Annotated in this window: 22 protein-coding genes; 12 read left to right on the top strand and 10 right to left on the bottom strand. The window is 43.0% G+C overall.

Features of this window, described 5'->3' with window-relative positions; genetic code table 11:
- Nucleotides 1-71 precede the first annotated feature (71 nt).
- Entirely contained in the window at nt 72-377 is a 306-nt protein-coding gene (locus I3259_RS09710; protein ID WP_238029436.1) for a DUF3630 family protein, read from the bottom strand.
- 316 nt (nt 378-693) lie between these two features.
- On the bottom strand, nt 694-2,544 hold the full coding sequence (gene recQ / locus I3259_RS09705; protein WP_238029435.1) for an ATP-dependent DNA helicase RecQ: 1,851 nt from the start codon (nt 2,542-2,544) through the stop codon (nt 694-696).
- Between the two features lie 204 nt (nt 2,545-2,748).
- Between recQ and rarD the strand changes: the two genes are divergently transcribed.
- Together rarD and ggt are read left to right on the top strand one after the other, a co-directional pair.
- Entirely contained in the window at nt 2,749-3,654 is a 906-nt protein-coding gene (gene rarD, locus I3259_RS09700) for an EamA family transporter RarD (RefSeq protein WP_238029434.1), read from the top strand.
- A gap of 134 nt (nt 3,655-3,788) precedes the next feature.
- Nucleotides 3,789-5,552 (top strand): gamma-glutamyltransferase, encoded by a 1,764-nt coding sequence (gene ggt, locus I3259_RS09695; protein ID WP_238029433.1) that lies wholly within the window; start codon nt 3,789-3,791, stop codon nt 5,550-5,552.
- 96 nt (nt 5,553-5,648) lie between these two features.
- Here the strand turns inward: ggt and uvrD are convergent, their stop codons facing one another.
- A complete protein-coding gene (gene uvrD / locus I3259_RS09690) occupies nt 5,649-7,820 on the bottom strand; it encodes a DNA helicase II (protein ID WP_005372483.1) in 2,172 nt (723 codons plus the stop codon).
- A gap of 214 nt (nt 7,821-8,034) precedes the next feature.
- Between uvrD and I3259_RS09685 the strand changes: the two genes are divergently transcribed.
- Genes I3259_RS09685 through I3259_RS09670 form a run of 4 tightly spaced genes read left to right on the top strand, consistent with a single transcriptional unit; the run spans nt 8,035 to nt 10,390 of the window.
- Entirely contained in the window at nt 8,035-8,286 is a 252-nt protein-coding gene (locus tag I3259_RS09685) for a DUF2282 domain-containing protein (protein WP_238029432.1), read from the top strand.
- A complete protein-coding gene (locus I3259_RS09680; protein WP_238029431.1) occupies nt 8,286-9,149 on the top strand; it encodes a DUF692 domain-containing protein in 864 nt (287 codons plus the stop codon). The genes I3259_RS09685 and I3259_RS09680 overlap by 1 nt, the downstream gene beginning before the upstream one ends.
- A complete protein-coding gene (locus I3259_RS09675) occupies nt 9,127-9,945 on the top strand; it encodes a DNA-binding domain-containing protein (RefSeq protein WP_238029430.1) in 819 nt (272 codons plus the stop codon). The genes I3259_RS09680 and I3259_RS09675 overlap by 23 nt, the downstream gene beginning before the upstream one ends.
- Complete coding sequence (locus I3259_RS09670) at nt 9,938-10,390, top strand: DoxX family protein (protein WP_238029429.1); 453 nt, start codon at nt 9,938-9,940, stop codon at nt 10,388-10,390. Before I3259_RS09675 ends, I3259_RS09670 begins: the two co-directional genes overlap by 8 nt.
- Before the next feature lie 59 nt (nt 10,391-10,449).
- Here the strand turns inward: I3259_RS09670 and yigB are convergent, their stop codons facing one another.
- The 6 genes from yigB to I3259_RS09640 all read right to left on the bottom strand — a co-directional run bounded on the left by yigB (nt 10,450) and on the right by I3259_RS09640 (nt 15,123).
- On the bottom strand, nt 10,450-11,178 hold the full coding sequence (gene yigB, locus I3259_RS09665; protein ID WP_238029428.1) for a 5-amino-6-(5-phospho-D-ribitylamino)uracil phosphatase YigB: 729 nt from the start codon (nt 11,176-11,178) through the stop codon (nt 10,450-10,452).
- 32 nt (nt 11,179-11,210) lie between these two features.
- On the bottom strand, nt 11,211-12,116 hold the full coding sequence (xerC, locus tag I3259_RS09660) for a tyrosine recombinase XerC (protein WP_107294801.1): 906 nt from the start codon (nt 12,114-12,116) through the stop codon (nt 11,211-11,213).
- A gap of 1 nt (nt 12,117) precedes the next feature.
- Nucleotides 12,118-12,822 carry a DUF484 family protein gene (locus I3259_RS09655; RefSeq protein ID WP_238029427.1) on the bottom strand — a complete coding sequence of 235 codons (705 nt, stop codon included), beginning with the start codon at nt 12,820-12,822 and terminating at the stop codon, nt 12,118-12,120.
- Nucleotides 12,819-13,649 carry a diaminopimelate epimerase gene (gene dapF, locus I3259_RS09650; protein WP_238029426.1) on the bottom strand — a complete coding sequence of 277 codons (831 nt, stop codon included), beginning with the start codon at nt 13,647-13,649 and terminating at the stop codon, nt 12,819-12,821. Before dapF ends, I3259_RS09655 begins: the two co-directional genes overlap by 4 nt.
- Before the next feature lie 38 nt (nt 13,650-13,687).
- A complete protein-coding gene (gene lysA, locus I3259_RS09645) occupies nt 13,688-14,938 on the bottom strand; it encodes a diaminopimelate decarboxylase (RefSeq protein ID WP_238029425.1) in 1,251 nt (416 codons plus the stop codon).
- 68 nt (nt 14,939-15,006) lie between these two features.
- The gene (locus I3259_RS09640; protein WP_005372467.1) at nt 15,007-15,123 is read right to left on the bottom strand and encodes a lipoprotein; all 117 of its coding nucleotides are present in this window, start codon (nt 15,121-15,123) and stop codon (nt 15,007-15,009) included.
- A gap of 78 nt (nt 15,124-15,201) precedes the next feature.
- Between I3259_RS09640 and cyaY the strand changes: the two genes are divergently transcribed.
- Entirely contained in the window at nt 15,202-15,513 is a 312-nt protein-coding gene (gene cyaY, locus I3259_RS09635) for an iron donor protein CyaY (RefSeq protein ID WP_238029424.1), read from the top strand.
- An 81-nt stretch (nt 15,514-15,594) separates the two neighbouring features.
- Here the strand turns inward: cyaY and I3259_RS09630 are convergent, their stop codons facing one another.
- Nucleotides 15,595-18,150: a class I adenylate cyclase gene (locus I3259_RS09630; RefSeq protein ID WP_238029423.1), complete on the bottom strand. Its 2,556-nt coding sequence runs from the start codon at nt 18,148-18,150 to the stop codon at nt 15,595-15,597.
- 394 nt (nt 18,151-18,544) lie between these two features.
- Between I3259_RS09630 and hemC the strand changes: the two genes are divergently transcribed.
- The 5 genes from hemC (at nt 18,545) to I3259_RS09605 (ending at nt 23,649) form a co-directional block, all read left to right on the top strand.
- The gene (gene hemC / locus I3259_RS09625; RefSeq protein ID WP_238029422.1) at nt 18,545-19,477 is read left to right on the top strand and encodes a hydroxymethylbilane synthase; all 933 of its coding nucleotides are present in this window, start codon (nt 18,545-18,547) and stop codon (nt 19,475-19,477) included.
- Nucleotides 19,477-20,223, top strand: coding sequence for a uroporphyrinogen-III synthase (locus I3259_RS09620; RefSeq protein WP_238029421.1), 747 nt, complete (start codon nt 19,477-19,479; stop codon nt 20,221-20,223). Before hemC ends, I3259_RS09620 begins: the two co-directional genes overlap by 1 nt.
- Before the next feature lie 14 nt (nt 20,224-20,237).
- Entirely contained in the window at nt 20,238-21,587 is a 1,350-nt protein-coding gene (gene hemX, locus I3259_RS09615; protein ID WP_238029420.1) for a uroporphyrinogen-III C-methyltransferase, read from the top strand.
- The gene (locus I3259_RS09610) at nt 21,587-22,777 is read left to right on the top strand and encodes a heme biosynthesis HemY N-terminal domain-containing protein (RefSeq protein ID WP_238029419.1); all 1,191 of its coding nucleotides are present in this window, start codon (nt 21,587-21,589) and stop codon (nt 22,775-22,777) included. Before hemX ends, I3259_RS09610 begins: the two co-directional genes overlap by 1 nt.
- Before the next feature lie 359 nt (nt 22,778-23,136).
- Nucleotides 23,137-23,649 carry a helix-turn-helix domain-containing protein gene (locus tag I3259_RS09605; protein WP_238029418.1) on the top strand — a complete coding sequence of 171 codons (513 nt, stop codon included), beginning with the start codon at nt 23,137-23,139 and terminating at the stop codon, nt 23,647-23,649.
- The last annotated feature ends 315 nt before the right edge of the window (nt 23,650-23,964 follow it).

Here is a 23,964-nt window from a genome sequence, read left to right as displayed (position 1 = left end):
TGCCAACAACAACCAGGTCGGCGATTATACAGAAATTCACTTTATTGCCTAGCTCTTGATAAATATCGATCTCAATTTAATAAGCCTGCGACAAATGCCAATGTATCAAGATCATCCTCACTCATAGCCTCTAACCATAATGCACTACTGTAATGTTCACCTTTGAGCAACAAGCGACAACCTTCAAAATCAACTAACCAAATATGCAGATCAGCACTGCACTCTTTTTCAATCACAGTAGCATCGAGTATCTTTAAAAGTTGTAAAGCGACTGAACCAAAACTATCAAAGTCAAAATCAGGGCTAACGATGGATAAGTAACGGGCATTGAGATCGAGTTGACGAACACTAAACGGTTGGCTTTCAAGTAGGGTCATTGTCATTCCTTTTTATAACCAGAAAGAGAAATAGCACTTACTCACACCATGATGTAAGTAAGTGTTAATTAAGATTACAAAGATTTAGTACACGCTAGTATTTCTTATTTCATCATGGTCTTATTAGCACGCCATCAAAAATGTTATCGCGAGTCCCGTCGCGTTAATTTGATGGTCGGTGAAATGAATATTCCACCAAATACGCAAGCTGTTTTGTCGTGGCAAACACCATGAGGGTGTTTCTTAACGCATTCTATACCGGGTTTACCATGAGCCCGGTTTTTTTATATCAGTACCAAATTGCTAGATCTATATCTTAATGCAGCTCTTCAATCGCCAATAAATGATCGCGGATCAAGCCTAAAAAGACCTCACCGTATTTTTCTAGTTTACGCTGTCCTACTCCGTTCACCGCAAGAAAGTCACCATTTGACGTCGGTAATCGCTCTGCCATTTCCATTAAGCTGGCATCGTTAAACACCACATAAGGCGGTAGATCTTCTTCATCTGCAATCGCTTTTCGCAATTTACGTAATTTGGCAAACAGCTTTTTATCGTATTGACGATTGGCAAGTTTATTCACTTTCATATTACGTGCAATGCTATCGAGTCGTGGAACAGCAAGCTCTAAGCTAATCTCAGCACGTAATAATGGACGGGCTTTTTCAGTTAATTGCAGTACCGAATTACGACTGATATTTTGGGTTAAATAGCCTAAATGGATTAACTGGCGCAAGACACTCACCCAATATTCATGGCTATATTCACGCCCAATACCATAAGTACTTAATTTATCATGCCCATGCTCACGGATACGTTGGTTTTGCATCCCACGGAGCACTTCAACGATATAGGTAATACCGAAGCTTTGGTTGACACGATAGACACAAGACAAGGCTTTTTGCGCCACTTCTACCGCATTAAACCGTTGCGGCGGATCTAAACACACATCACAGTTACCACATGGTTCATCACGGTGCTCACCAAAGTAATGCAACAATACCTGACGACGACAGGTTTGTGCTTCAGCAAAAGCGCCCATCGCATGCAGTTTATGACGTTCGACGTCCTTTTGTTGCCCTTCTTCTTTTTCATCTAAACAACGGCGAAGCCATGCTAAATCTGAAGGATCGTAAAACATTACCGCCTCAGCAGGTAAACCATCACGCCCTGCTCGACCGGTTTCTTGGTAATACGACTCGATATTACGAGGAATATCAAAATGCACGACATACCGCACATTGGGTTTATTGATCCCCATACCAAAGGCAACAGTGGCAACCACGATATGAATATCATCCCGTTGAAACGCCTCTTGAACATTGGCTCGCTCAACATGATCTAACCCCGCATGATAAGCCTCTGCACGTATGCCTTTATCTCGCAGTTTTTCACTGATCTGTTCTACTTTCTTACGACTATTACAATAAATAATACCGCATTGCCCACGCATACCTTCAACATAACGAATAATTTGTGTTAGCGGTTTATGCTTTTCCCACAAAATATAGCGAATATTCGGACGATCAAAACTGCCTAGATACTCATGAGGGGTCTGCAATCCTAGACGGCTAACTATATCATGGCGGGTTGTTTCATCTGCCGTTGCGGTTAATGCCATTATCGGTAGATTTTCAAACGACTGCTTCAATCGTCCTAACGCGGCATATTCTGGTCTAAAGTCATGTCCCCACTGCGAAATACAATGCGCTTCATCAACCGCGACCATCGCCAGCGGTACGTCACGCAAACGATCAATAAAATCATACGTTAATACGCGCTCTGGCGAGACATAGACCAGCTTTACCGTTGCATCTTTCATCGCATCAAACACGGTGAGGATCTCATCTCGTTCCATTGTCGAATTGATATAAGCGGCAGCAACACCATTGGCTTTAAGCTGATCGACCTGATCTTTCATCAATGAAATAAGCGGTGAAATAACTAGCGTGATCCCTTCTTTCAACAAAGCAGGGATCTGATAACACAATGACTTACCACCACCCGTTGGCATAATCACCAAACAATCTTCGTCACGATTGACGGCATCAATCACATCCAGTTGACCTACACGAAATTGCTGATAACCGAAAACTTCCTGTAAAACAGACTCGCTCGTAGACGCTGATAATACAGAACTGGGTCCATGATGGCAGACGGATGACATGATAAGTCTCTTGGCTAAACGGGGCGTTCATTCTATACCTAAAGCCCCCTTTGATGCGAGGTAGTAACTTAGCTATCAATTAAAAACTCGATGCTCTCACTTTGCACCTTATCTTCAGCGATAAAATAAAGACTGGTAAATCAAACCATCTTATTTATATACTGCCATAGAATAAAAATTAACCAATGTTAGATTTGGAGTTTCATGGAAGATAACAACAATCTCGCTAAACGTGGGATCATTCTCGCTATTTCTGCCTATACCATGTGGGGGATTGCGCCACTCTACTTCAAATCCATTGCCAGCGTTCCTCCGCTCGAAATATTGAGTCATCGCGTGATTTGGTCGTTTTTCTTCCTTGCACTCATTATTGCATTCAGCCGCCAGTGGGTGCGTGTCAAAGCCGTTTTCACTCAACCGAAAACGCTTTTCCTACTCACAATATCTGCGCTACTTGTCGGTTGTAATTGGCTTATTTTCATCTGGGCGGTTAATAACAACCACCTTTTAGATGCAAGTTTAGGCTACTACATTAACCCTTTATTAAATGTGTTATTAGGCATGCTGTTACTGGGTGAGAGACTACGTCGTTTACAGTGGGGGGCGGTTTTAATCGCTGCGGTCGGTGTTATTGCCGAGCTAATTCAATTTGGGTCATTACCTTGGATTGCCTTTGCACTTGCGACCAGCTTTGGGTTTTATGGCCTATTACGAAAAAAAATCAATATTGATGCTCAAACTGGCTTATTTATTGAAACCTTTGTGTTATTACCGTTAGCCGCTATTTATCTATTTTTTATCAGTAGCAGCCCAACAGCTAATCTTACGGATAATTCCTTCGACCTCAATTTACTGTTAGTCGCAGCCGGTATTGTCACTACCTTGCCTTTACTGTGTTTTACGGGTGCCGCAACGAAATTAAAGCTCTCTACCTTAGGTTTTCTACAATATATCGGCCCTAGTTTGATGTTCGTATTAGCGACTTTTATTTATAAAGAGCCGTTTAAATTAGAACATGGCATTACCTTTGGCTGTATTTGGTTAGCACTGTTGTTATTTAGTATTGATGGGATCCGAACTCATCAGCAATCATCGAATAATAAAAATTAGCGGCTAACTTGTTTGCCTTTAGAGAATCATTCGACATGTATGATAGAACTCTCATTTTTATTATCTAACTCAAGAAAATAAAAGTATAAAATAGCGTTCAGTTAACGACATTACTCCACTCATAAGGATTGACGATGCCAAGGTTTACCTCCGCTACAGCCTTTTTATTGAGTGTTTGTTGTTTTTCATTTCCTGCACTAGCCAATGAAGTTCAACAAGCCTCTGATCATATTGAACCTGAGCCGAGTATTAACCAACAATCACAACAGTTGGTTTCAGGTACAGAGTGGATGATCGCCACAGCCAATGCCTATGCCAGTCAAGCAGGAGCTGATATTTTACGTCAGGGTGGCAGTGCTGTTGATGCAATGATTACCGCACAGCTAATATTAGGCTTAGTTGAACCACAATCATCAGGGATCGGTGGTGGCGGATTTTTGGTGTATTGGGATAATGACAATAACCAAATGACGACATTTGATGGTCGAGAAACGGCTCCTTTTGCTGTGACTCCCCGTTTGTTTCAAGACAATCAAGGTCAGCCGCTAAAATTCTATGATGCCGTTGTCGGTGGACGATCTGTAGGTACACCGGGGACGATTAAACTGCTTTGGCGCAGTCATCAGCAATACGGAAAATTACCGTGGAAAACCCTGTTTCTTCCTGCGATCAAATTAGCCAAAGAAGGGTTCATCGTCAGCCCACGGCTCGCTGCAATGGTTCAAAACGATGCAGAAAATCTTAGTCGCTACCCTACGACTAAAGCCTACTTTTTTGACTCACAAGGCAAACCACTTCAAGCAGGAAGTAAGTTAGTTAATAACGCTTATTCAAACATCTTACGTCAAGTTGCTGATTATGGCCCCAAAGCCTTTTATCAAGGCGATATTGCGCGAGATATTGTTAATACCGTTCAGCAAGCAAAGGGCAATCCTGGAGTATTAAACACCATGGATCTCGCCAGCTACAGCGTTAAACAACGTGAGCCTATTTGTGCACCTTACCGTCAGTATCAAATTTGTGGAATGGGTCCACCTAGCTCTGGCGCATTAACCTTGGGGCAAATATTAGCCATGCTCAATCATTACCCCTTGGATAAGCTCGGTGCTGATAACGTCAAAAGTTGGCTGTTAATTGGTGACGCCTCTCGTTTAGCTTTTGCTGATCGCGGTCGCTATATGGCAGACAGTGATTATGTGCCGATGCCGGTTCGTGGCTTACTCGATCCGAACTACCTTACCGAGCGTGCTAAATTACTCGATGGAAATAAAGCATTAACCCAAGTAAAACCGGGGACGCCACCTTGGAATCATGCCAATAACCGCGCCAGTGATGAAGCGATCGAACTGCCTTCCACCAGCCATTTATCGATTGTAGATAAAGAAGGTAATGTGGTCTCACTCACCTCGACGATTGAAAACAGTTTTGGTTCACGTTTAATGGTCAGGGGATTTCTACTCAATAATGAATTAACGGATTTTTCATTCCGTAGCCAAATTGATGGTATTCCTGTTGCTAACCGAATTGAACCGGGTAAGCGACCTCGCTCGTCAATGACGCCAACGATTGTGATCAAAGACAATCAGCCAGTGCTAACCATTGGCTCACCAGGAGGAAGTCAGATCATAGGCTATCTCGCAAAAACCTTGGTCGCGTATATTGATTGGGGGATGGATTTACAACAAGCGATCAACTTACCGAATATGAATAATCGCTTCGGCACTTTTGAACTTGAAAAAAACACGCCCGCGGCTGAGTGGGCGCCAAAGCTTGAGAAGCTGGGCTACAAAACCCAAATCAAAGATCTGAATTCAGGTATTCAAGCGATAAGTATTGCGCCAAACCAGCTTATTGGCGCAGCCGATCCTCGTCGAGAAGGTAAAGTGATCAGCCAATAGCCGCGCGCTAATATACAGATAAAAATAAAGCCCAGCACTCAAGATGATTGCTGGGCTTTATTTTTAAGTATTACGAGCAATTAACAATGCATGCAATTACATTGGTGTAAGCTTGGCGTACTGAGTCACCAACCACTTAATACCTTCACCATTAAACGCCACTTGCACACGGCTTTGTGCGCCACTGCCTTCAAAGTTAATGATGGTGCCTTCACCAAATTTTGGATGCTCAACACGCTGACCGAGGTTAAAACCTGTCTCATTAAAGTTGTTATTCACCTGTGTTTGGCTAAAACGACCACTGCTTGCCGGACGTGACACTTGTGCTTTCATGCGGACTTCTTCGACGAACTGGTCGGGAATTTCGCGGATAAAACGTGAAGGTTTGTGGAAATTATCTTTACCGTATAAACGACGCATTTCAGCATACGTGATATACAGTTTTTGCATTGCACGGGTCATCCCCACGTAACACAAACGACGCTCTTCTTCTAAACGTCCCACTTCCTCTGTGGTACGTGAGCTAGGGAACATTCCCTCTTCTACACCCACCATAAATACCACTGGGAATTCCAGGCCTTTGGCGCTGTGCATCGTCATCAGCTGCACCGCATCTTCAAAGTCATCCGCCTGACCATCACCCGCTTCTAGTGCCGCATGGGCTAAGAAGGCCGCAAGTGGTGTCATGCTTTCAGCTTCTTCTGGGATCTCAAACTGGCGAGTAGCTGTGACCAATTCTTCTAAATTTTCAATACGCGCTTGGGCTTTTTCGCCTTTTTCTTGCTCGTACATTGCACGTAAACCAGAATTTCGAATGACTTCATCGGTCTGCTGATACATTGGCAAGTCTGCGGTATCGTCTTCAAGAGCATTAATCAGCTCGATAAAACGGCGTAATGAATTCGCTGCACGACCGGCTAAAACTTGCTCTTCAAGCAAGGCAATACTTGATTGCCACATGGTTAAACCACGATCGCGAGCAGCTAAACGAATCGTCTCTAACGTGCGATCGCCCAAACCACGCGTCGGGGTATTTACCACACGCTCAAACGAGGCATCATCATTACGATTGGAGATTAAACGCATGTAAGACAACGCATCTTTTATCTCTTGGCGCTCGAAGAATCGCATACCGCCGTAGATACGGTACGGCAACCCAGCTTGAATTAATGCTTCTTCTAATACGCGAGATTGGGCGTTACTACGGTACAAGAAAGCCGTTTCGTTGAGGCTACCACCTTGATCGCGCCACTCTTTAATTTTCCCCACCGCAAAACGCGCTTCATCGAGCTCGTTAAACGCAGAATAAAGCGAAATCGGTTCACCTTCACCGCCGTCAGTCCAAAGTTTCTTGCCCATACGTTCGTTGTTATTCGCAATCAACTCATTGGCAGCATTTAGAATATTGCCGGTCGAACGGTAATTTTGCTCAAGGAAAATCGACGACGCATCTTTAAATTCATTTAAAAAACGCTGAATATTTTCGATTTTTGCCCCACGCCAGCCATAAATAGACTGGTCGTCATCACCCACGATCATCACATGGCAATCAGGCCCTGCCATTAAGCGTAACCACGCAAACTGAATGCTATTGGTATCTTGAAACTCGTCGACCAAAATGTGCTTAAAGCGAGCTTGGTAATGTTCACGGATATGCTTGTTATCGCGCAATAACTCGTAAGATCGCAGCAATAGTTCAGCAAAATCGACCATACCCGCGCGATCGCACGCTTCTTGGTAAGCGGTGTAAATTCGCAGCCAAGTTTGCTCTACGGGATCGCTATAGGTTTCAACGTGTTTAGGACGTAAACCTTCATCTTTCTTGGCATTGATATACCAAGCAGCCTGACGAGCAGGCCAATGTTTTTCATCTAGATTCTGCGCTTTGATCAAGCGGCGCAATAAACGCATCTGATCATCAGAATCTAAAATATTAAAATCTTCCGGCAAACGTGCATCAAGGTAATGAGCGCGCAGCATACGGTGACATAGTCCGTGGAAAGTGCCATTCCACATCCCCGCACTTGAACCATGCATTAACTCATTAATACGCCCACGCATTTCTGCGGCCGCTTTGTTGGTAAAAGTCACCGACATGATCGAATACGGTGATGCTTGCTCTACCGATAACAACCAAGCAATGCGATGAACCAGCACTCGTGTCTTACCACTACCGGCACCAGCCAGCACGAGGTGGTTACCCAACGGCGCTGCCACCGCTTCTCTTTGTTTATCATTGAGCCCGTCTAATAGGAGTGAAACGTCCATCGCTATCTACTGGTTATTTATACAATGGTGATGATTATAACAGCACGAAAAAAGATTGCCTCGATATCTTCATCTTTCCTTGGTGCAGAAAATTGTTTTAATTTTAATCATTTTTTTTCGCAATAAATCCCAGCCTTTCCCTTTCCTATTAAACAGAGCGTTTTAACGCCACATAAAAATCAGCCAATAAGTTATATCTCAAGAGGATTTCACCATGAACAACGTAAACAAACTTGCACTTGCATCTGCAATGACAGGTCTTATCGCAGTCGCCTCAACTTCTGCCGTTGCTGGCGAAGCAAAAGAAAAATGTTATGGGGTAGCGAAAGCAGGAAAAAATGACTGCGCGACCAAAACCACATCATGCGCAGGCTCAGCCAAAGAAGATGGTCAAAAAGATGCTTTCATTGCCGTACCTAAAGGGCTTTGCGATCGCCTTCATGGTGGTTCAACAGAGTCGGCATAATGGGCTCTCCGTTATTAAAGGATATGGTTGGGGTGGGTTTACGCTCACCTCATCACCAACCGATTATCAAGCAACGTCCGGATATTGGCTGGCTTGAGATTCACAGTGAAAACTATTTCAACCGCCATGCGCCTCAATATCAACAGCTGTTAGCCATCATCGAGCATTACCCGATAAGTTGTCATGGTATTGGACTATCCCTTGGTTCAGCCGATCCAATTAACCGTGAGCATTTAAAGCAACTGAAACAACTGATTGATGTTGTTAATCCTTTTGCGGTTTCAGATCACCTCAGTTGGAGTTCAGTTAACGGTCAATACTTTAACGATTTACTGCCTCTACCTTATACCGAACAAGCGCTTGATGTTTTCTGTACGCATGTCGAACAAGTGCAAGATTACCTCAACAGACAATTGTTAATTGAAAACCCATCGAGCTATCTCAGTTTTAAGCACTCAGTTATACCGGAATGGGAGTTTCTAACTGCCGTTCAACAACGCACAGGATGTGGCTTGTTATTAGATTTAAACAATCTTTACGTCAATAGCTTTAACCATCAGTTTGATTGTCAAACTTATTTAGATGCCATCAATCCCGATACGGTAAAAGAGATCCACCTTGCAGGCTTTACGGTGAAACAATTCCCTGAAGGGGAAATATGGATTGATACTCACAGCAAGCCGGTAAGTGAGCCTGTATGGCAACTTTATCGTCAATGGATACAGCAAAATGGTAAGCATACTCCAACCTTAATAGAGTGGGATGCAGAGTTACCATCATTAGAAATACTCCTTGCTGAAGCGGCTAAAGCGAACGCGTTCCTTCAACGAGAACATCACTATGAAATATGCTGTCAACAATGAACTGCATCAGCTCCAAAGCGCCTTTTCCGATGCACTGCAATATAAACACAGCTATGCGTCTACGACGATAAAATCCACCACCTTTAGTGCTGAGCAACATCTACAAATTTATCGAAATAATTTTATTTTGAGTTTAACCGATATTCTTTCGGCTACGTATCCCGCAGTCCTTGCAATGATCGGCCATGACTGTTTTGTTCAACTGGCGCGATTACACATACTGCACTCTCCCTTAACGCAAGGCGATGTGAGCCATTACGGTGAAGGGTTTCATCGCACCATTGCAAATAATGAAACCATCAACAAAGCCTTGCCGTATTTGTCAGATCTCGCTCAACTCGAATGGTACCGAGATATTGTCAGCCGCATGCCGTCACAACAACACGGTTTTCCATTGGAAAAATTACAACACCTTCAAAATGCAGAAAATACCGATGCCTTTGGACAAAGCTATTTTCATATTCCTGCGGCAACCTATGTTTTGACCAGCCAGTATAGTGTCGGGGATTTGTGGCATATTGTAGATGGTGAAAGGCTCAACCATCACGCATCAGAGTTTTCTAGCGCTGATGACCCATTGGCAGCACTTGATATCGAACAGCCACAAACCGTGGTTATTCAATTGCGTGGAAACGAAATATTAACGCAGGTCATCTCTTCAGATCTCAAGGCGTTAATCATTCACTGCCAACAACAAAAATCACTTCAACAAGCCTCTCCACAGATGCTTGAACAACTACCTTTATTATTTGAATATCAACTCACCGACGATATCGTGGAGGCAAACGATGGATAGTTTTATTCGCAGTATCGACCCTTTTTTCTCACGGTTAACCACCCCTTTTATCCCACTTGTACTGCTTTTTACTCGTCTTTGGGTTGCATGGGTATTTTTTCAATCTGGCATGATCAAATACTCAAGCTGGGATAGCACCTTATATCTTTTTGAATACGAGTATCATGTGCCCTTATTACCATGGCAATGGGCGGCATATCTTGGTACTGCGGTTGAAGTTTTTATCCCTATTTTTCTCACGCTGGGTCTATTTACTCGTCCGATGGCATTCGTACTTTTTGGATTTAACGTCATGGCAGTCATTTCCTATCCAGCACTTTGGGAAAAAGGATTTTATGATCACCAACTGTGGGGAATGATGCTACTCACCAATGTGATGTGGGGGGCGGGAAGTCTCTCTTTTGATCACTTCTTTAATCGTGGCAACCTTCACCATTCTTACTGAATATTGATCAAGTTTTAATATGCTATACCTAACAAACAAGCGACCTAGGGTCGCTTTTTTTAATTCTCTAATCCGACAATCTCAAGCAGCTGCGCCAATTGCGTAATTTCTACATCGGGTAGGATCAACGCTTTCGATTGCTGCTGAATCAATTTTTGCTGATCGTTAAACCAACACGCTTGAAAGCCATGCTGTTTCGCGCCTTTTACATCAGTAATAAGATGATCACCAACATGTAAAATTGCCGCTGCCGGTAAATTTAAGGTATTAACCGCAAGGTTAAATAAATCTGCCTCAGGTTTTGCTAAACCATCTTTGCCCGCTTGAAACACCTCGACAAAATATGGCGCTAAGCCAATTTTTTCTGCATCAACATTACCATTGGTTAACCCGACTAGCGGAAAATGGTCACTTAATTGTTTTAATACTCGGTGCGTTTCTGCAGGAACATCGACTTGGTTGCGAACTGCCAGTACAGTATCTAACCCCTGCTGCGCTAAAACTTCTGCCTCTGATAGACGAAACCCTAGCTGCATTAAACCTATTTTAATGGTTTCATATCGCCACAAACTGACATCATGTTTGAGCATTGGATCTAGCATCGCTAATTGCGATTTAAGCGATGACCAAACGGTTTTATCAATCATGATACGTGACGGTAAGATCTGCGTTAACCAGTCAAACATTGCTTGTTCAGCACGAACAATCACCGGACGGTTATCGTATAAGGTATCGTCAAGATCAAAGGTTAGGGCACTAATTGGCGTTAATTGACGGTAAAAATGCATAATCTCTCTGTATTGATACGTAGCAGTCAATGCTATTTATTACGCTTAGCACGAGGATGTGCTTCATCATACACTTTCGCTAAATGCTGAAAATCCAAATGGGTATAGATTTGGGTTGTCGATAAATTCGCGTGACCTAAAAGCTCTTGTACTGCACGTAAATCACCGCTCGATTCCAACATATGTGTCGCAAAACTATGACGTAATTTATGGGGGTTAATATGGCTCGATACTGCCTGCTTTTGTCCCCATTCCGCCATCCTTTTCTGCACATTTCGAGTCGAAATACGCGTCCCTAATTTAGACACAAACAATGCAGGCTCTTCTGCTTGAGCAATGTTGTCACGCAACTTCAACCATTTCGCTACCCATTCACGAGCAAGGCCAGAGAAAGGAACCACCCTTTCTTTATCGCCCTTACCAATTACCCGTAAGTCGCCTTTGCTTAAGCTGATATGACGCACATCAATACCAACCAGCTCGGCTAAACGTAACCCTGCACCGTACATCAACTCCATCATTGCGCGATCACGAATTGCTAATGGATCATCATCGTTAACATCCAATAATTGATTCATTTCATCCACATCCAAATTCTTGGGTAATGGACGTGCTTTTCGTGGCGCCGCAACGCCTTTTGCAGGGTTGGCTTTTAAAACATTTTGATGGACTAAAAAATCAAAAAAACTTCGCAAGGCAGATAATCGCATCGCAAGGCTACTCGCCTTTAAGCCATCTCGCATCCCTTTACTGGCGATTTGACGTACCCAACCGGCATCCACTTGCTGCCAATTATCGACGCTCAATTCGACCAATTGTTCTGCAATACGCGTTAACTGGCGCTTATAATTTTGCTGAGTATGTAAGCTTAGCTCACGTTCACTACGTAAATATTCATAGAAACGTTCAAGTGGTTGTTCCAAACTGCGGGGCAACATATTAGTCAATAACCTCACGGGTATATTGCCAATGCTCTATCAAGTAACTAATGGTTGTCGCTAACTGCTCAACAAACAAGGTGTCCATTTCGGGTTGAAAGTGTCCACCATCTGCGCTCGCAAAACTCAATACACCATTGGCTGCCGAACGACCTAATGGCAACACAATAAATGATCCTAACTGTGGCGGATGGGTATATAACAATTCAGCTTCAGGACGACGTAGACGACCTAAATATGGACGATCTTGAGTTAAACGTGAACGATAAAAATCGTTAAATTGACGACGTTCGAGGTATAACACCTTATCTTCGCTATCAAACAAACGAAGACAAACGGAAAGATCCAATTGCGCCGCTAAGGTATCAACAATCGTCAGTACCTGATAAATATTATGGCATTGTAATAATTGTACTTGAGCATTAGAGAACAAGACCGATAACTCACCACTTTTAGTTGCATTGGCGAGTAACGTGGCATGTTGTTGCTCAAGCTCGGCGATCCGTAGTCGTAGTCTCTCTAATTGAATATCAACCAAAGAGACAGTACCACGCTCTTTATGAGGGATCCGCACGTCACTCAACCACTCCGATTGACGTGAAAAAAAAGTGGGATTATTGCGCAAGTAAGTTACAACTGCTTGCTCATTCAGCACCTCATTCAAGTCATCCCCTGATGAACAAGTTTGCTGAGAATGTGTTGTCATTGAATAAATTGCCCGTCAAAAACGTGAGCGGCAGGGCCGGTCATAAATAATGGCTTACCTTCCCCCGCCCAACGGATATATAAATCACCACCAGGTAGAGAAACTTTTACATTTTCATCCAGCAAACCTTGAACTCGCCCAATCGCAACCGCCGCACAGGCACCGCTACCGCAAGCTTGAGTCTCACCCGCACCACGCTCATACACACGCAAACGCACGTTATTGCGATCGAGTACTTGCATAAAGCCAGCATTAACACGCTCAGGAAAACGTTCATGGGATTCTAATAACGGGCCTAATGTATCGACATCAGCAGTATCAACATCATCAACCACAGTAACACAGTGCGGATTACCCATACTTGCCGCGCCACAGAAAAGCGTTTGCTCACCTGCGCGTAAAATATAGGTTTTTTCAGCTTGTTTTGCTTTCATCGGGATCTTGCTCGGTTCAAAGATCGGCACACCCATATTCACTGTCACCTGATTATCATTTTCAAGTTTCAGCAACATTTTTCCCGCTTTGGTACTCACCGAAATATGGTATTTATTGGTTAACCCTTTCATGGAAACAAAACGGGCAAAACAACGGGCGCCGTTACCACATTGTTCGACTTCACTACCATCGGCATTAAATATGCGGTAATGAAAATCCGTTTCAGGATCATAAGGCGGTTCAACCACTAACAATTGGTCAAAACCGATACCACGATGTCGATCCGCCAAACGGCGGATCGCATCAGGTGAAAAAAATACATTTTGTGTCACGCAGTCAACAACAACAAAGTCATTGCCTAACCCATGCATTTTGGAAAAGTTAATCTGCATGATGTTCCTTAATTTTTTTCATTTCATCGCAGCCATGATCACTGAATAATCTGTTCTAGTTGCCACAGTTGCGCTAGCGTTTCACGCTCACGAACAACATGAACCTGTTCACCGTCGACCATAATTTCAGCCGCACGAGCACGGGTATTGTAGTTCGATGCCATCACAAAGCCATAAGCGCCTGCTGAACGAACTGCTAATAAATCACCTTGCGCTAAACATAAACTGCGATCTTTACCGATAAAGTCACCGGTTTCACAAATAGGTCCAACTAAATCGTAGACATGTGCTTCACCCTGACGCGGGCTAACTGGCACAATGTCTTGCCACGCTGAATATAACGTCGGACGAATTAAATCATTCATTGCCGCATCAACAATGGCGAAGTTTTTATGTTCAGTATGCTTTAGAAACTCAACTTTTGTCAGTAACACACCCGCATTCGCAGCAATGGCGCGCCCTGGCTCAAAAATCAGCTCCAAATCAGGATAATTTTCTAACCGCGCGAGTAATGCCGAAGCATAGTCTGCAGGTTGTGGTGGTTGCTCATCATTGTAAGTCACCCCAAGACCGCCGCCTAAATCAAGGTGCTGAATATGAATACCTTCAGCTTTTAACTCATCAACTAACGCCAATAAACGATCGGTAGCATCAATAAACGGAGTAATGTCAGTTAGCTGAGAGCCGATATGACAATCCATACCAACAACCTGTAAATGTGGCAAACTGTGCGCTAGGCGATACACTTCCACTGCGCGATCAAACACAATACCGAACTTATTATCACGCAATCCTGTTGATATATAAGGATGCGTTTTCGCATCAACATCAGGGTTAATACGCAATGAAATAGGCGCTGTAACACCTAGCTCTTCAGCAACGCTATTTAGACGCTCTAATTCAGGTTCAGACTCAACATTGAAGCATTTGATCCCAAGCTCTAGTGCACGCTTCATTTCAGCAGCCGTTTTACCGACACCTGAGAACACCACTTTTGCCGGATCACCACCAGCAGCAATCACACGCTCTAATTCACCTTGCGACACAATGTCAAAGCCAGAACCAAGACGAGCAAGGACATTTAATACTCCAAGGTTAGAATTAGCTTTCACGGCATAACAGATTAAATGAGGGTGAGTTGCAACCGCCTCATCAAATGCTTTCCAGTGACGCTCTAACGTTGCACGTGAATACACATACAAAGGCGTACCGTATTGCTCAGCCAATTGTGCTAATGGCACATTTTCAGCCCATAATTGATTATTTTGCTGGTAGTTAAAGTAATCCAATGTTTTTCTTCCCTGTTAAGTAGCTGCTTTCAATGGCGACACTGTTTAACTCAGTGTTTATTTATTTTTTACTTTGCTTGCTCTTGCTGTGGTGCATCTTTTGGCATGTAGAGGGCACCACTCTGTCCACATCCCGCTAATGTTAGGGTACCTAACACAAAAATTGCTAATAAACCTTTACGCATAATTCAAAGCCAGTGATTATCAAACCAATGCCCTCTATAATCGCACCAAGAACAGGAAAAGCAATAGGACACAATAAGATGAATGACACTGAATTTCACCAATTAGCTGATTTAGCACTAATGCAAATTGAAGAAGGTATCGATGAATCCGGTGCCGACATTGAACCAGAGACAACGGGTAATGTATTAACACTCGAGTTTGCTAACCGCAGCCAGATCGTAATTAACCGCCAAGAGCCATTACATGAACTCTGGTTAGCCTCAAAATCGGGCGGCTATCATTTCAAATATAATGGCGCGGAATGGCGCTGTACCCGCAGTGATGAAGAGCTATTTTCACTACTTAAAAAAGAATGCAGCCTTCATGCTGGTGAAGCGGTTGAATGGTAATTAATATTTATTGTCATGAAGTACCGATAAAAAAAGCCTTCATTTTCTGAAGGCTTTTTATTGTCATGTCAAAACACGGTATTAACTGTTGAGCATCCCAGTTGAATTGGGATCTAAATCCGGCTTTTGACGCGGCATTTGACCACTCTTAAATGGCAGCACTTGTAATTTACCATTGTCGCAATGCACGATGTCGTAAAACTGAGGTAAATTAAAGTTGATGAAGTTAGTCGCACTAAAACGGTCTTGAGCCGAAGTATAAAAACGATTAACCCCATGTACCATCTCATCTTTATTACCACTACATTGACGGTACACTTCCATCTGGTTGGTTTCATCTAAGATATAGATGTTGTAGCCCTGCTCGCAATCTTCAAAGAAGAACTGGATCAGACCTTCACTCGCATAAGCATCAACAATTTGTGGCGGATGAGGTTCATCCATTTTACCCATAACAACATGAGGCACTTCGCTGACTTTATTCGATGAAATACAACTGTAGAAATCAACGGGGTTTTCTAACCGTTGAACAGAAACACCACGACGCTCAAAGAACAAGCCAAAGGTTTCTTCTGCAATACGGATGGCTTTAAATCGACGACGTTTTTCTTCTTCAACCGGCTTTAAACGCATTTCAATACATTCGGCAACCAACTGGTACACCAAATTACGGATCAAACCACGCATGTGCTTGCTATAACAGAACACATCAACCGCTTCAGGTGGAATTGCATCATGGTGCATTTTACCAAGCATGGTTTTCAGTGCATCTAACATGGCGTTATCGCCACTAAAGTTAAGCGTACGTACTTCATTCCACGAATTGCGATAGATCAGATCGACACTACCCACTAAACATTTGTGCTCAGGACCATAACTAAAAATATCCGTGGTCTTAAAATCAAACCGTACCGAGCGATTTTTCAATTCATTGGTTGGGTCATTTTCTAAGTTAATAAATAAACCTAACTGACGAATTTCACATGGACTCGATAGCGCTTGTAAACTTGGATTCGGACGGCGAATTGGGAAGGTATTTCGAATATCACTCACCAACTGATAGAGCTTATCTAAATCAAAATCAGCATCACGTACCACGGTATGTAGGTGCGTTGATTCCGTTAATAAACCATTAAAATAGCTCCAAGCCACTAGCTTCGACAAATAACGGTTATGCTCTAACGAGGGTTGCCCCATAATTAATAATGGATCAATTGGCTGTTTATATAAATACCACCCAGCAGCATTGCTACGCCCTTCGGGCACCTGAATAAAGGTGATATCTTCTTCATGCAAATCCGGTGAGATCTGCGGATTAAGTAACGTGACTTTACCTGGTAGCACCTCAAATGCCGCATATAATTTACGCGCTAAGATACTGATATCTTCAGGACTGATCGCAGAGGTAATGTTATTACGACGCGCAAAACGGATTAAGTTACGATAACTTAGCATTAACGCATCTAATAATTCGTTATGTGCCTCTTTAACTTGTGCTACTTTCCAATCACGACGATGATCAAGCTCATTAATCACCGTATCTGTCCATTGCCACTGCTCAGTTAAGTGTTTGAGTACACGACGACGCCAAGGCACAGAGCCTGCACTTGGTTCACGCGATAACTTTTCATGGGTTTTTAAATAGAAGCAACGACGCACTAAATCAAGACGACGATGATCATCAATACGTTCAAGATAACGCGTGACCTTTTCCAACATTAAATAGTACGCATCCATACAGTATTCACTGCGATCTTCAGCAAAGAAGCGACGCTTACCATCAAGGCTTAAAAGTTGGGTATGCGGGTATTCCCATGAGTAGGCTTCAAGCAAAATGGCTTTGAGCACTGATTTATACGGTGAATCGATACTTTTATATAACTGCCATAAACTTGAACCGAAATACTCTTCGGCTGGAATACGCGTTAGACCACCAAAATCAATCCACTCATCAAGATTAATGTAATCTTGATCAATTAAGTACGCCATATATTGGTCATAGCACTCTTCCATTTCTGGCGGCACCATAAACCACAATAATGGTAACCCTGCCAAACAAACGGCAGAGCGATAAAATTCATCTAATAATAATAAATGCTGACTAGAACCACAGTTTTCACCCGTCATCGCTTCAGAGAAGTTATGACGGAATCGATTCTCATCAATAAGAAAGAAATTCGCTTCAACCCCTTGCTCCATTGCCCATTGCGACACTAGGCTACACTTGCTATCAAGTGCGCTGCGTTCTTCTGGTGTTAATGAAGTTCGGATACAAACCCAGATATCAAGATCACTCGTCAGGCTTTGCCCCATTGATGAAGTGCTTCCCATGGCATATAAGCCAGTGATCGGGCAGTCATTTATCTCAAGCAATAAGGGATCGACCGAGAGTTCGGCAGAGTGGGCGCAATCGTCAACGAATTGTTGTTGGACATCAGTAACAACAAATTTCGCGATCCCTTGAGATACCGGCTGGTCAAGATAACCCGGTAAAGCAGGGTGATTGTAATGAAGTAAGACAGGCAACAAGTCGAACACTTGTACTGATTGAGCATTCATCGCCAACCGTGCTCGTTCGATACGAAGCTCAGTTAATGAGTCTAGCCTGCCTTTCAGCGTCTTAATATAATTTTGCAAATTACTCTTCCAAGAGCTACCAGCGTTGAAGCACCTCAAATATCACTATTAGGATCATTTGAGCTGTGTTAAATATGAGCAAAAACGTGATCAATGTAACACTTTTAATACCCTTGGTAAAGATAATGCCAAGTCAGGTAATGCGACAATTCTGTGTGATTCATCCTTAAACTATTACCTCAAATTAGTACAATGATGAATGAGTGCCAGTTGTTAGCGAATCATCATTATTATCATTTAAAGTAGATGTGATTAATATCACATTTTTTTAAACTATTAGCAACACAATAGTATGCATATACTCAAATGAGCAAGCAAATTATCATCCAGACGATGCTAATGGTACGATGTGCTTAATAAAAAATAGAACCTTCATTATGGATCCCCAAGACTTATGAGTAATCAACCAATCCGTATTGCAACACGCAAAAGCCCATTGGCTATGTGGCAAGCTGAATTCGTTAAAGCAGAACTAGAACAAGCGCATCCAGGCATTATTGTCGAGCTTGTTCCTATGATAACTAAAGGCGATATCATTCTTGATACACCATTAGCTAAAGTCGGTGGTAAAGGGCTTTTCGTAAAAGAACTTGAAGTTGCAATGCTTGAAGGCCGTGCCGATATCGCAGTTCATTCAATGAAAGATGTACCTGTTGAGTTTCCAGAAGGCTTAGGTCTTGTGACCATCTGTGAGCGTGAAGATCCTCGCGATGCGTTTGTCTCAAATAAATACAATAATATTGATGAGCTACCGCAAGGGGCTATTGTCGGTACTTCTAGCCTGCGCCGTCAATGTCAGCTACGTGCTCAGCGCCCTGATCTTATCGTCAACGATCTGCGTGGCAACGTAAATACACGCCTACGTAAGATGGATGAAGGCCAATACGATGCCATTATTCTTGCTTGTGCTGGTCTTAAACGTCTAAAAATGGAAGAGCGTATTCGTAGCGAGATCCCACCTGAAGTCAGTTTACCGGCTGTAGGTCAAGGTGCGGTAGGTATTGAGTGCCGCCTCGATGACTCACGTGTTCGTCAGTTATTAGAAGCATTAAGCGATCAAGCGACAACTACACGTGTATTGTGTGAGCGCGCAATGAATAACTACTTACAAGGTGGTTGTCAGGTGCCAATTGGTAGTTACGCAGAACTTGAAGGCGACCAAATTTGGCTACGTGCATTAGTCGGTGAGCCCGATGGAAGTAAGATTGTGAGTGCTGAAATTCGTGGACCAATCGAGCAAGCAGAACAGTTAGGAGAAACCCTTGCGGAGCAACTACTTAACGATGGTGCCCGTGATATTTTAGAACGTTTATACGGTAACGCATAATGACAGTGCTGATCACCCGCCCTGCCCCCGATTGTTATCAATTGGCAGCGCAACTTAATGCTGCGGCGATCAGCGCAATAGCTCAACCGCTATTAACCTTAAAAGCGGGTGATGGACTTTCTTCGTTATTGCTACAAATCAATGCATTAAAAGCCGGTGATTATATTATTGCCGTAAGTCATCATGCAGTAACATTTGCGCACGATTACTTAGTATCACAAGGTGCAGCATGGCCAAAAAACGTGCATTATATAGCTGTTGGCCATAAAACTGCCGCAACATTGACAAAATTGAGCGGACAGCGAGTATTATCTCCTGAACACCGCTGTGATAGCGAAGGATTATTAGCCTTACCCGAACTCGCACAGGTTACGGATCGTAACATACTTATATTGCGAGGGAATGGTGGCAGAGAACTGATCCACCAAGCATTAACGGCACGCCATGCAGTAGTCAACTATTGCGAAACGTATCAGCGATGTTGGCTTGATCTCGATGGCGAGAAATTAGTGGCACAATGGCAACATCAACAACTGGATACCCTTGTTATTACCAGTGCTGAACAGCTAGTATTTTTAACAACAAGGATCCCAACTCAGCATTTGACTTGGTTTCTCAATTGCCACCTTCTCGTCCCAAGTCAACGAGTAGCCGAGCAAGCAACAGCGCTTGGCTTTGTGAATATTTCCACCGTGGGCAGTGCCTCTAATCATGCACTCTTCACGTTCCTAAGCAACTTTAGCTAAACGGAATAATTAGGATGACAGACAAATCTAACAACAATACCGCAGCAGAACAGCCAAAGCAGGACAAGCCAACCACGGCAGCAACGTCTACTCCGGCTAAAGAAGCGCCCAAAAAAGCGACCAAAGAACAACCTAAAGCTCCAGCAAAAACAGAGAAATCTGAAAAAAAATCGGGTAGCAAAACAGGTTGGGTGGCGATTGCATTAGTTATTGCACTCGGTGGTGGGCTGTACTATCACGGTCATCAGCAAGGGTTGCAGCAGCAACAACATATTGATGCACTTCAACAGCAAATTGCTAGTATGAAAGCAGCAATGCAGAACGATCAAAAAGAAACGATTAGCATTATTAATGGTGGATTACGCAGTACTGAAGTCAGCCTAAGCCAACAGCAAAAATCCATTGCAGCACTGCAAACTACAGTGACAGAGCTTAAAGGCAATAATCCAAATGATTGGCTACTCGCTGAAGCAGATTATCTTGTCAAAATGGCTGGACGTAAACTCTGGTTAGAACATGATGTTACCAGTGCAACGTTATTACTTGAGTCTGCCGATCATCGTATCGCAGAGCTGAATGATCCAAGCTTGAAAAACCTACGCCAAGCAATGAGTAACGACATCACAACATTAAAATCACTGACTAATGTTGATCGTGATGGCTTAGTACTACGCTTAACCAGCCTTGAAAACAGTGTTGATGGCTTACCATTAGCTAATGCTATTTTGCCAAAAGCAGAAGATGAACCACAATCACAAACCGTGAGTCAATCGGTGAATGATTGGAAAGATAATTTAATGACGTCGCTGAAAAATTTTGGTGAACACTTCATTACTTACCGTAAGCGCGATGGCAATGTTGTTCCACTGCTTTCACCACAGCAAGATTTCTACTTACAGCAAAATATCAAAAATAAGTTAGAAACGGCCATTGATGCGGTTTACCGTGAACAAGGTGATGTTTATAAGATCTCTCTTGATACAGCGAAAAAGTGGGCTGAACAGTATTACGATATGTCTTCACCGCTAACACAAAGCTTTATTAAAAGCCTTGATCAATTAGCCCAACAGCAAATCACAGTTAACTACCCAGATAAGCTGCAATCTCAGGCGTTAATTACTAAGCTCGTCAATCAAGTGCTACGTAATAAAATGGCGACATTAGGTGATACGCAGGCACAACCTGTAAAGCAGACTAAGCCAGCAGTAAAACCTACACCGAAAACAGAAGTGCCAGCAGTAGAAAAAAAACCAATCCAAGCGAAGCTTGAAACAACAGTGACGCAACCAGCTGAAACTAAAAATAAAGGCGAGAATAAGGCAACCGTTACTTACAACACGGTAACCACTGTGGAGGCCAAATAATGATTAAATTATTATTATTGGTACTTGCGCTTATCGCCGGTATTGTTGTCGGCCCAGAACTCGCAGGCAACCAAGGATATGTGCTGATCTCTACGGCAAATCAAACCATCGAGATGAGTTTAACCACACTCGTTGTATTAATCGTCGCATTGTTTGCCGTATTCTTATTACTAGAATTTATTCTAAAACGCGTCTTTTCAATCAGTAGTTCAACTCGTGGTTGGTTTAGTGGGCGTAAAGTTCGTAAAGCACGTATCCAAACTTCAGAAGGCTTATTAAAAGTCACTGAAGGTGATTGGAAACCTGCTGAAAAACTACTGACCAAATCAGCTAAGTTCAGCGATGCGCCACTCCTTAACTACCTTGCAGCAGCAGAAGCGGCGCAAGGATTAGGTAAAACTGAGCAGCGTGATGAGTACTTAAAGCAAGCCGCTGAACTTGATAGCCAAAATCTTGCCGTTGCGCTAACCCGTGCTAAGCTTCAAATCCGCCAACAGCAATTTGAGCAAGCATTAGCAACATTACAAGAAGTACAACAAGATCATGCTCGCAATCCTATCGTATTAGGTCTACTTCAAGAGTGCTACTTAAAGCTAGAAGATTGGAAATCACTACTGACTTTACTGCCACAGCTAACTAAAGCAGGCGTGATCACTCCAGAAGAAGCGGTAATCCTTGATGAACAAGCGCAATGTGGTCAAATGCAGCACCTTGGTCAGCAAAATGGTACTGATGGCTTAGTGGGTTACTGGAATAACATGGGACGTAAAGATAAGCAGAATCCAGCGCTTGTGGCATGCTTCATCAAACAAATGATGGCACGTCATGCAGATAACGATGCTTACCCAATTTTACGTGATGCGCTTAAGAAGAGCCAAGATGAGCGTTTGATCAGTCTTGTTCCTCAGCTAAACCTACCCGATCGTCACCCTGCGATTGTGAAGCTACAGGAACTATTACGCCAAGATGGTAATAATGCAGTCACTCACAGTGCATTGGGTCAGATGTTAATGGCTGAAGGTAACTGGCTAGAAGCAAAAGATCATTTTGAAAAAGCCGTTGCGGTTCGTCCTGATATGACAGACTACGCTCACTTAGTCGCAACGCTAGAGCAGTTAGATGACAAGCAAGGTGCTGCTGCAGCTTCTCGTCAAGCTCTGGAATTAGCACAACCGAGCAAACAAGCTTAACGGGCTAAATAACATAAAAAAGCGTCCCTTTGTGGACGCTTTTTTTTTGCCAAATCAAAGTTAATTAACATTTTTAACAAAAACATGTTTCTAGTTGTAAACAGCCATTTCAAGGTATATCAAGACCATTGCTCCCGTCGCATAAACACGCTTCAATAGCCTTTCCATTTCCTTAACATTTGGATAACTAAGCTATGGATATGCTTCCTTGGTTAATTGTTTCTGGTATCGTAGTTTCAGTAATTGTATGCGTAATGACCGCAGTACTAATTAAAAACGCTGACTAATACGAAACCAAAAAAAGCCTCCACTTTTGAACTGACCCCCAATAGTTGGACACCAATTATTGGGGGTCTTTTATGTCCAAATACAGTCGAGAGTTAAAATGCATCTTAGCTAAGCAATGCTTAGCGGGAGCCTCATCTATTTCACTCGCTAAACAACATTCCATTTCATCGCGTCAAATACGTTATTGGACTCAAGTGTTTGCCATTCATGGCAACCGCTCCTTTGCTTTTACTGCGCAATACAGTACTGTAAAAGATAAGATAAAAGCGCTTCATTTAATGTGGACGAACAGCTGGTCTTTAACGCACACTAGTGCTGTATTAAACCTTTCCTCCCCTGGAATACTTTCCACCTGGCTCAAAAGATATAGAGACCACGGTATCCAAGGGCTCGAACCTCAACGATTAGGCAGACCATCTATGAAGCAGCAACCTCAACGTACTCAAAAATCCGATGACGATATGACACGTGAGGAGCTGAAAGAAGCATTAGCTTACTTAAGAGCTGAGAATGCCGTCTTAAAAAAGTTGGAAGAGTTAGCGCAGGAAAAGAAACATCGCCAAGTAAAGAAAAAGCGGCAATAGCGCTAACTCTAAGAAATACCCACGCTTTAAAATATTTGCTGCAGGTGCTAAAGCTACCAAGAAGTGTGTTTTATTACCAAGCTAAGGCGAGTAAACATCCTGAGAGTTATGCCGATGAACGAGCGCTGATAACGTCTATTTTTCATCAACATAAAGGACGATATGGCTATCGCCGCATCCATTTAGAGTTGCGAAATCAAGGCATAATGATAAATCATAAGACGGTGCAACGTCTTATGGGTCAACTCAATCTAAAATCAACAGTGAGACCCAAAAGATACCGCTCTTATAAAGGTGATATTGGCAAAACAGCAC

It is taken from the genome of Photobacterium sp. Ph5 (genome assembly GCF_022129445.1).
Lineage (GTDB): Bacteria > Pseudomonadota > Gammaproteobacteria > Enterobacterales > Vibrionaceae > Photobacterium.
This window is presented reverse-complemented; position numbering and strand designations above follow the sequence as displayed.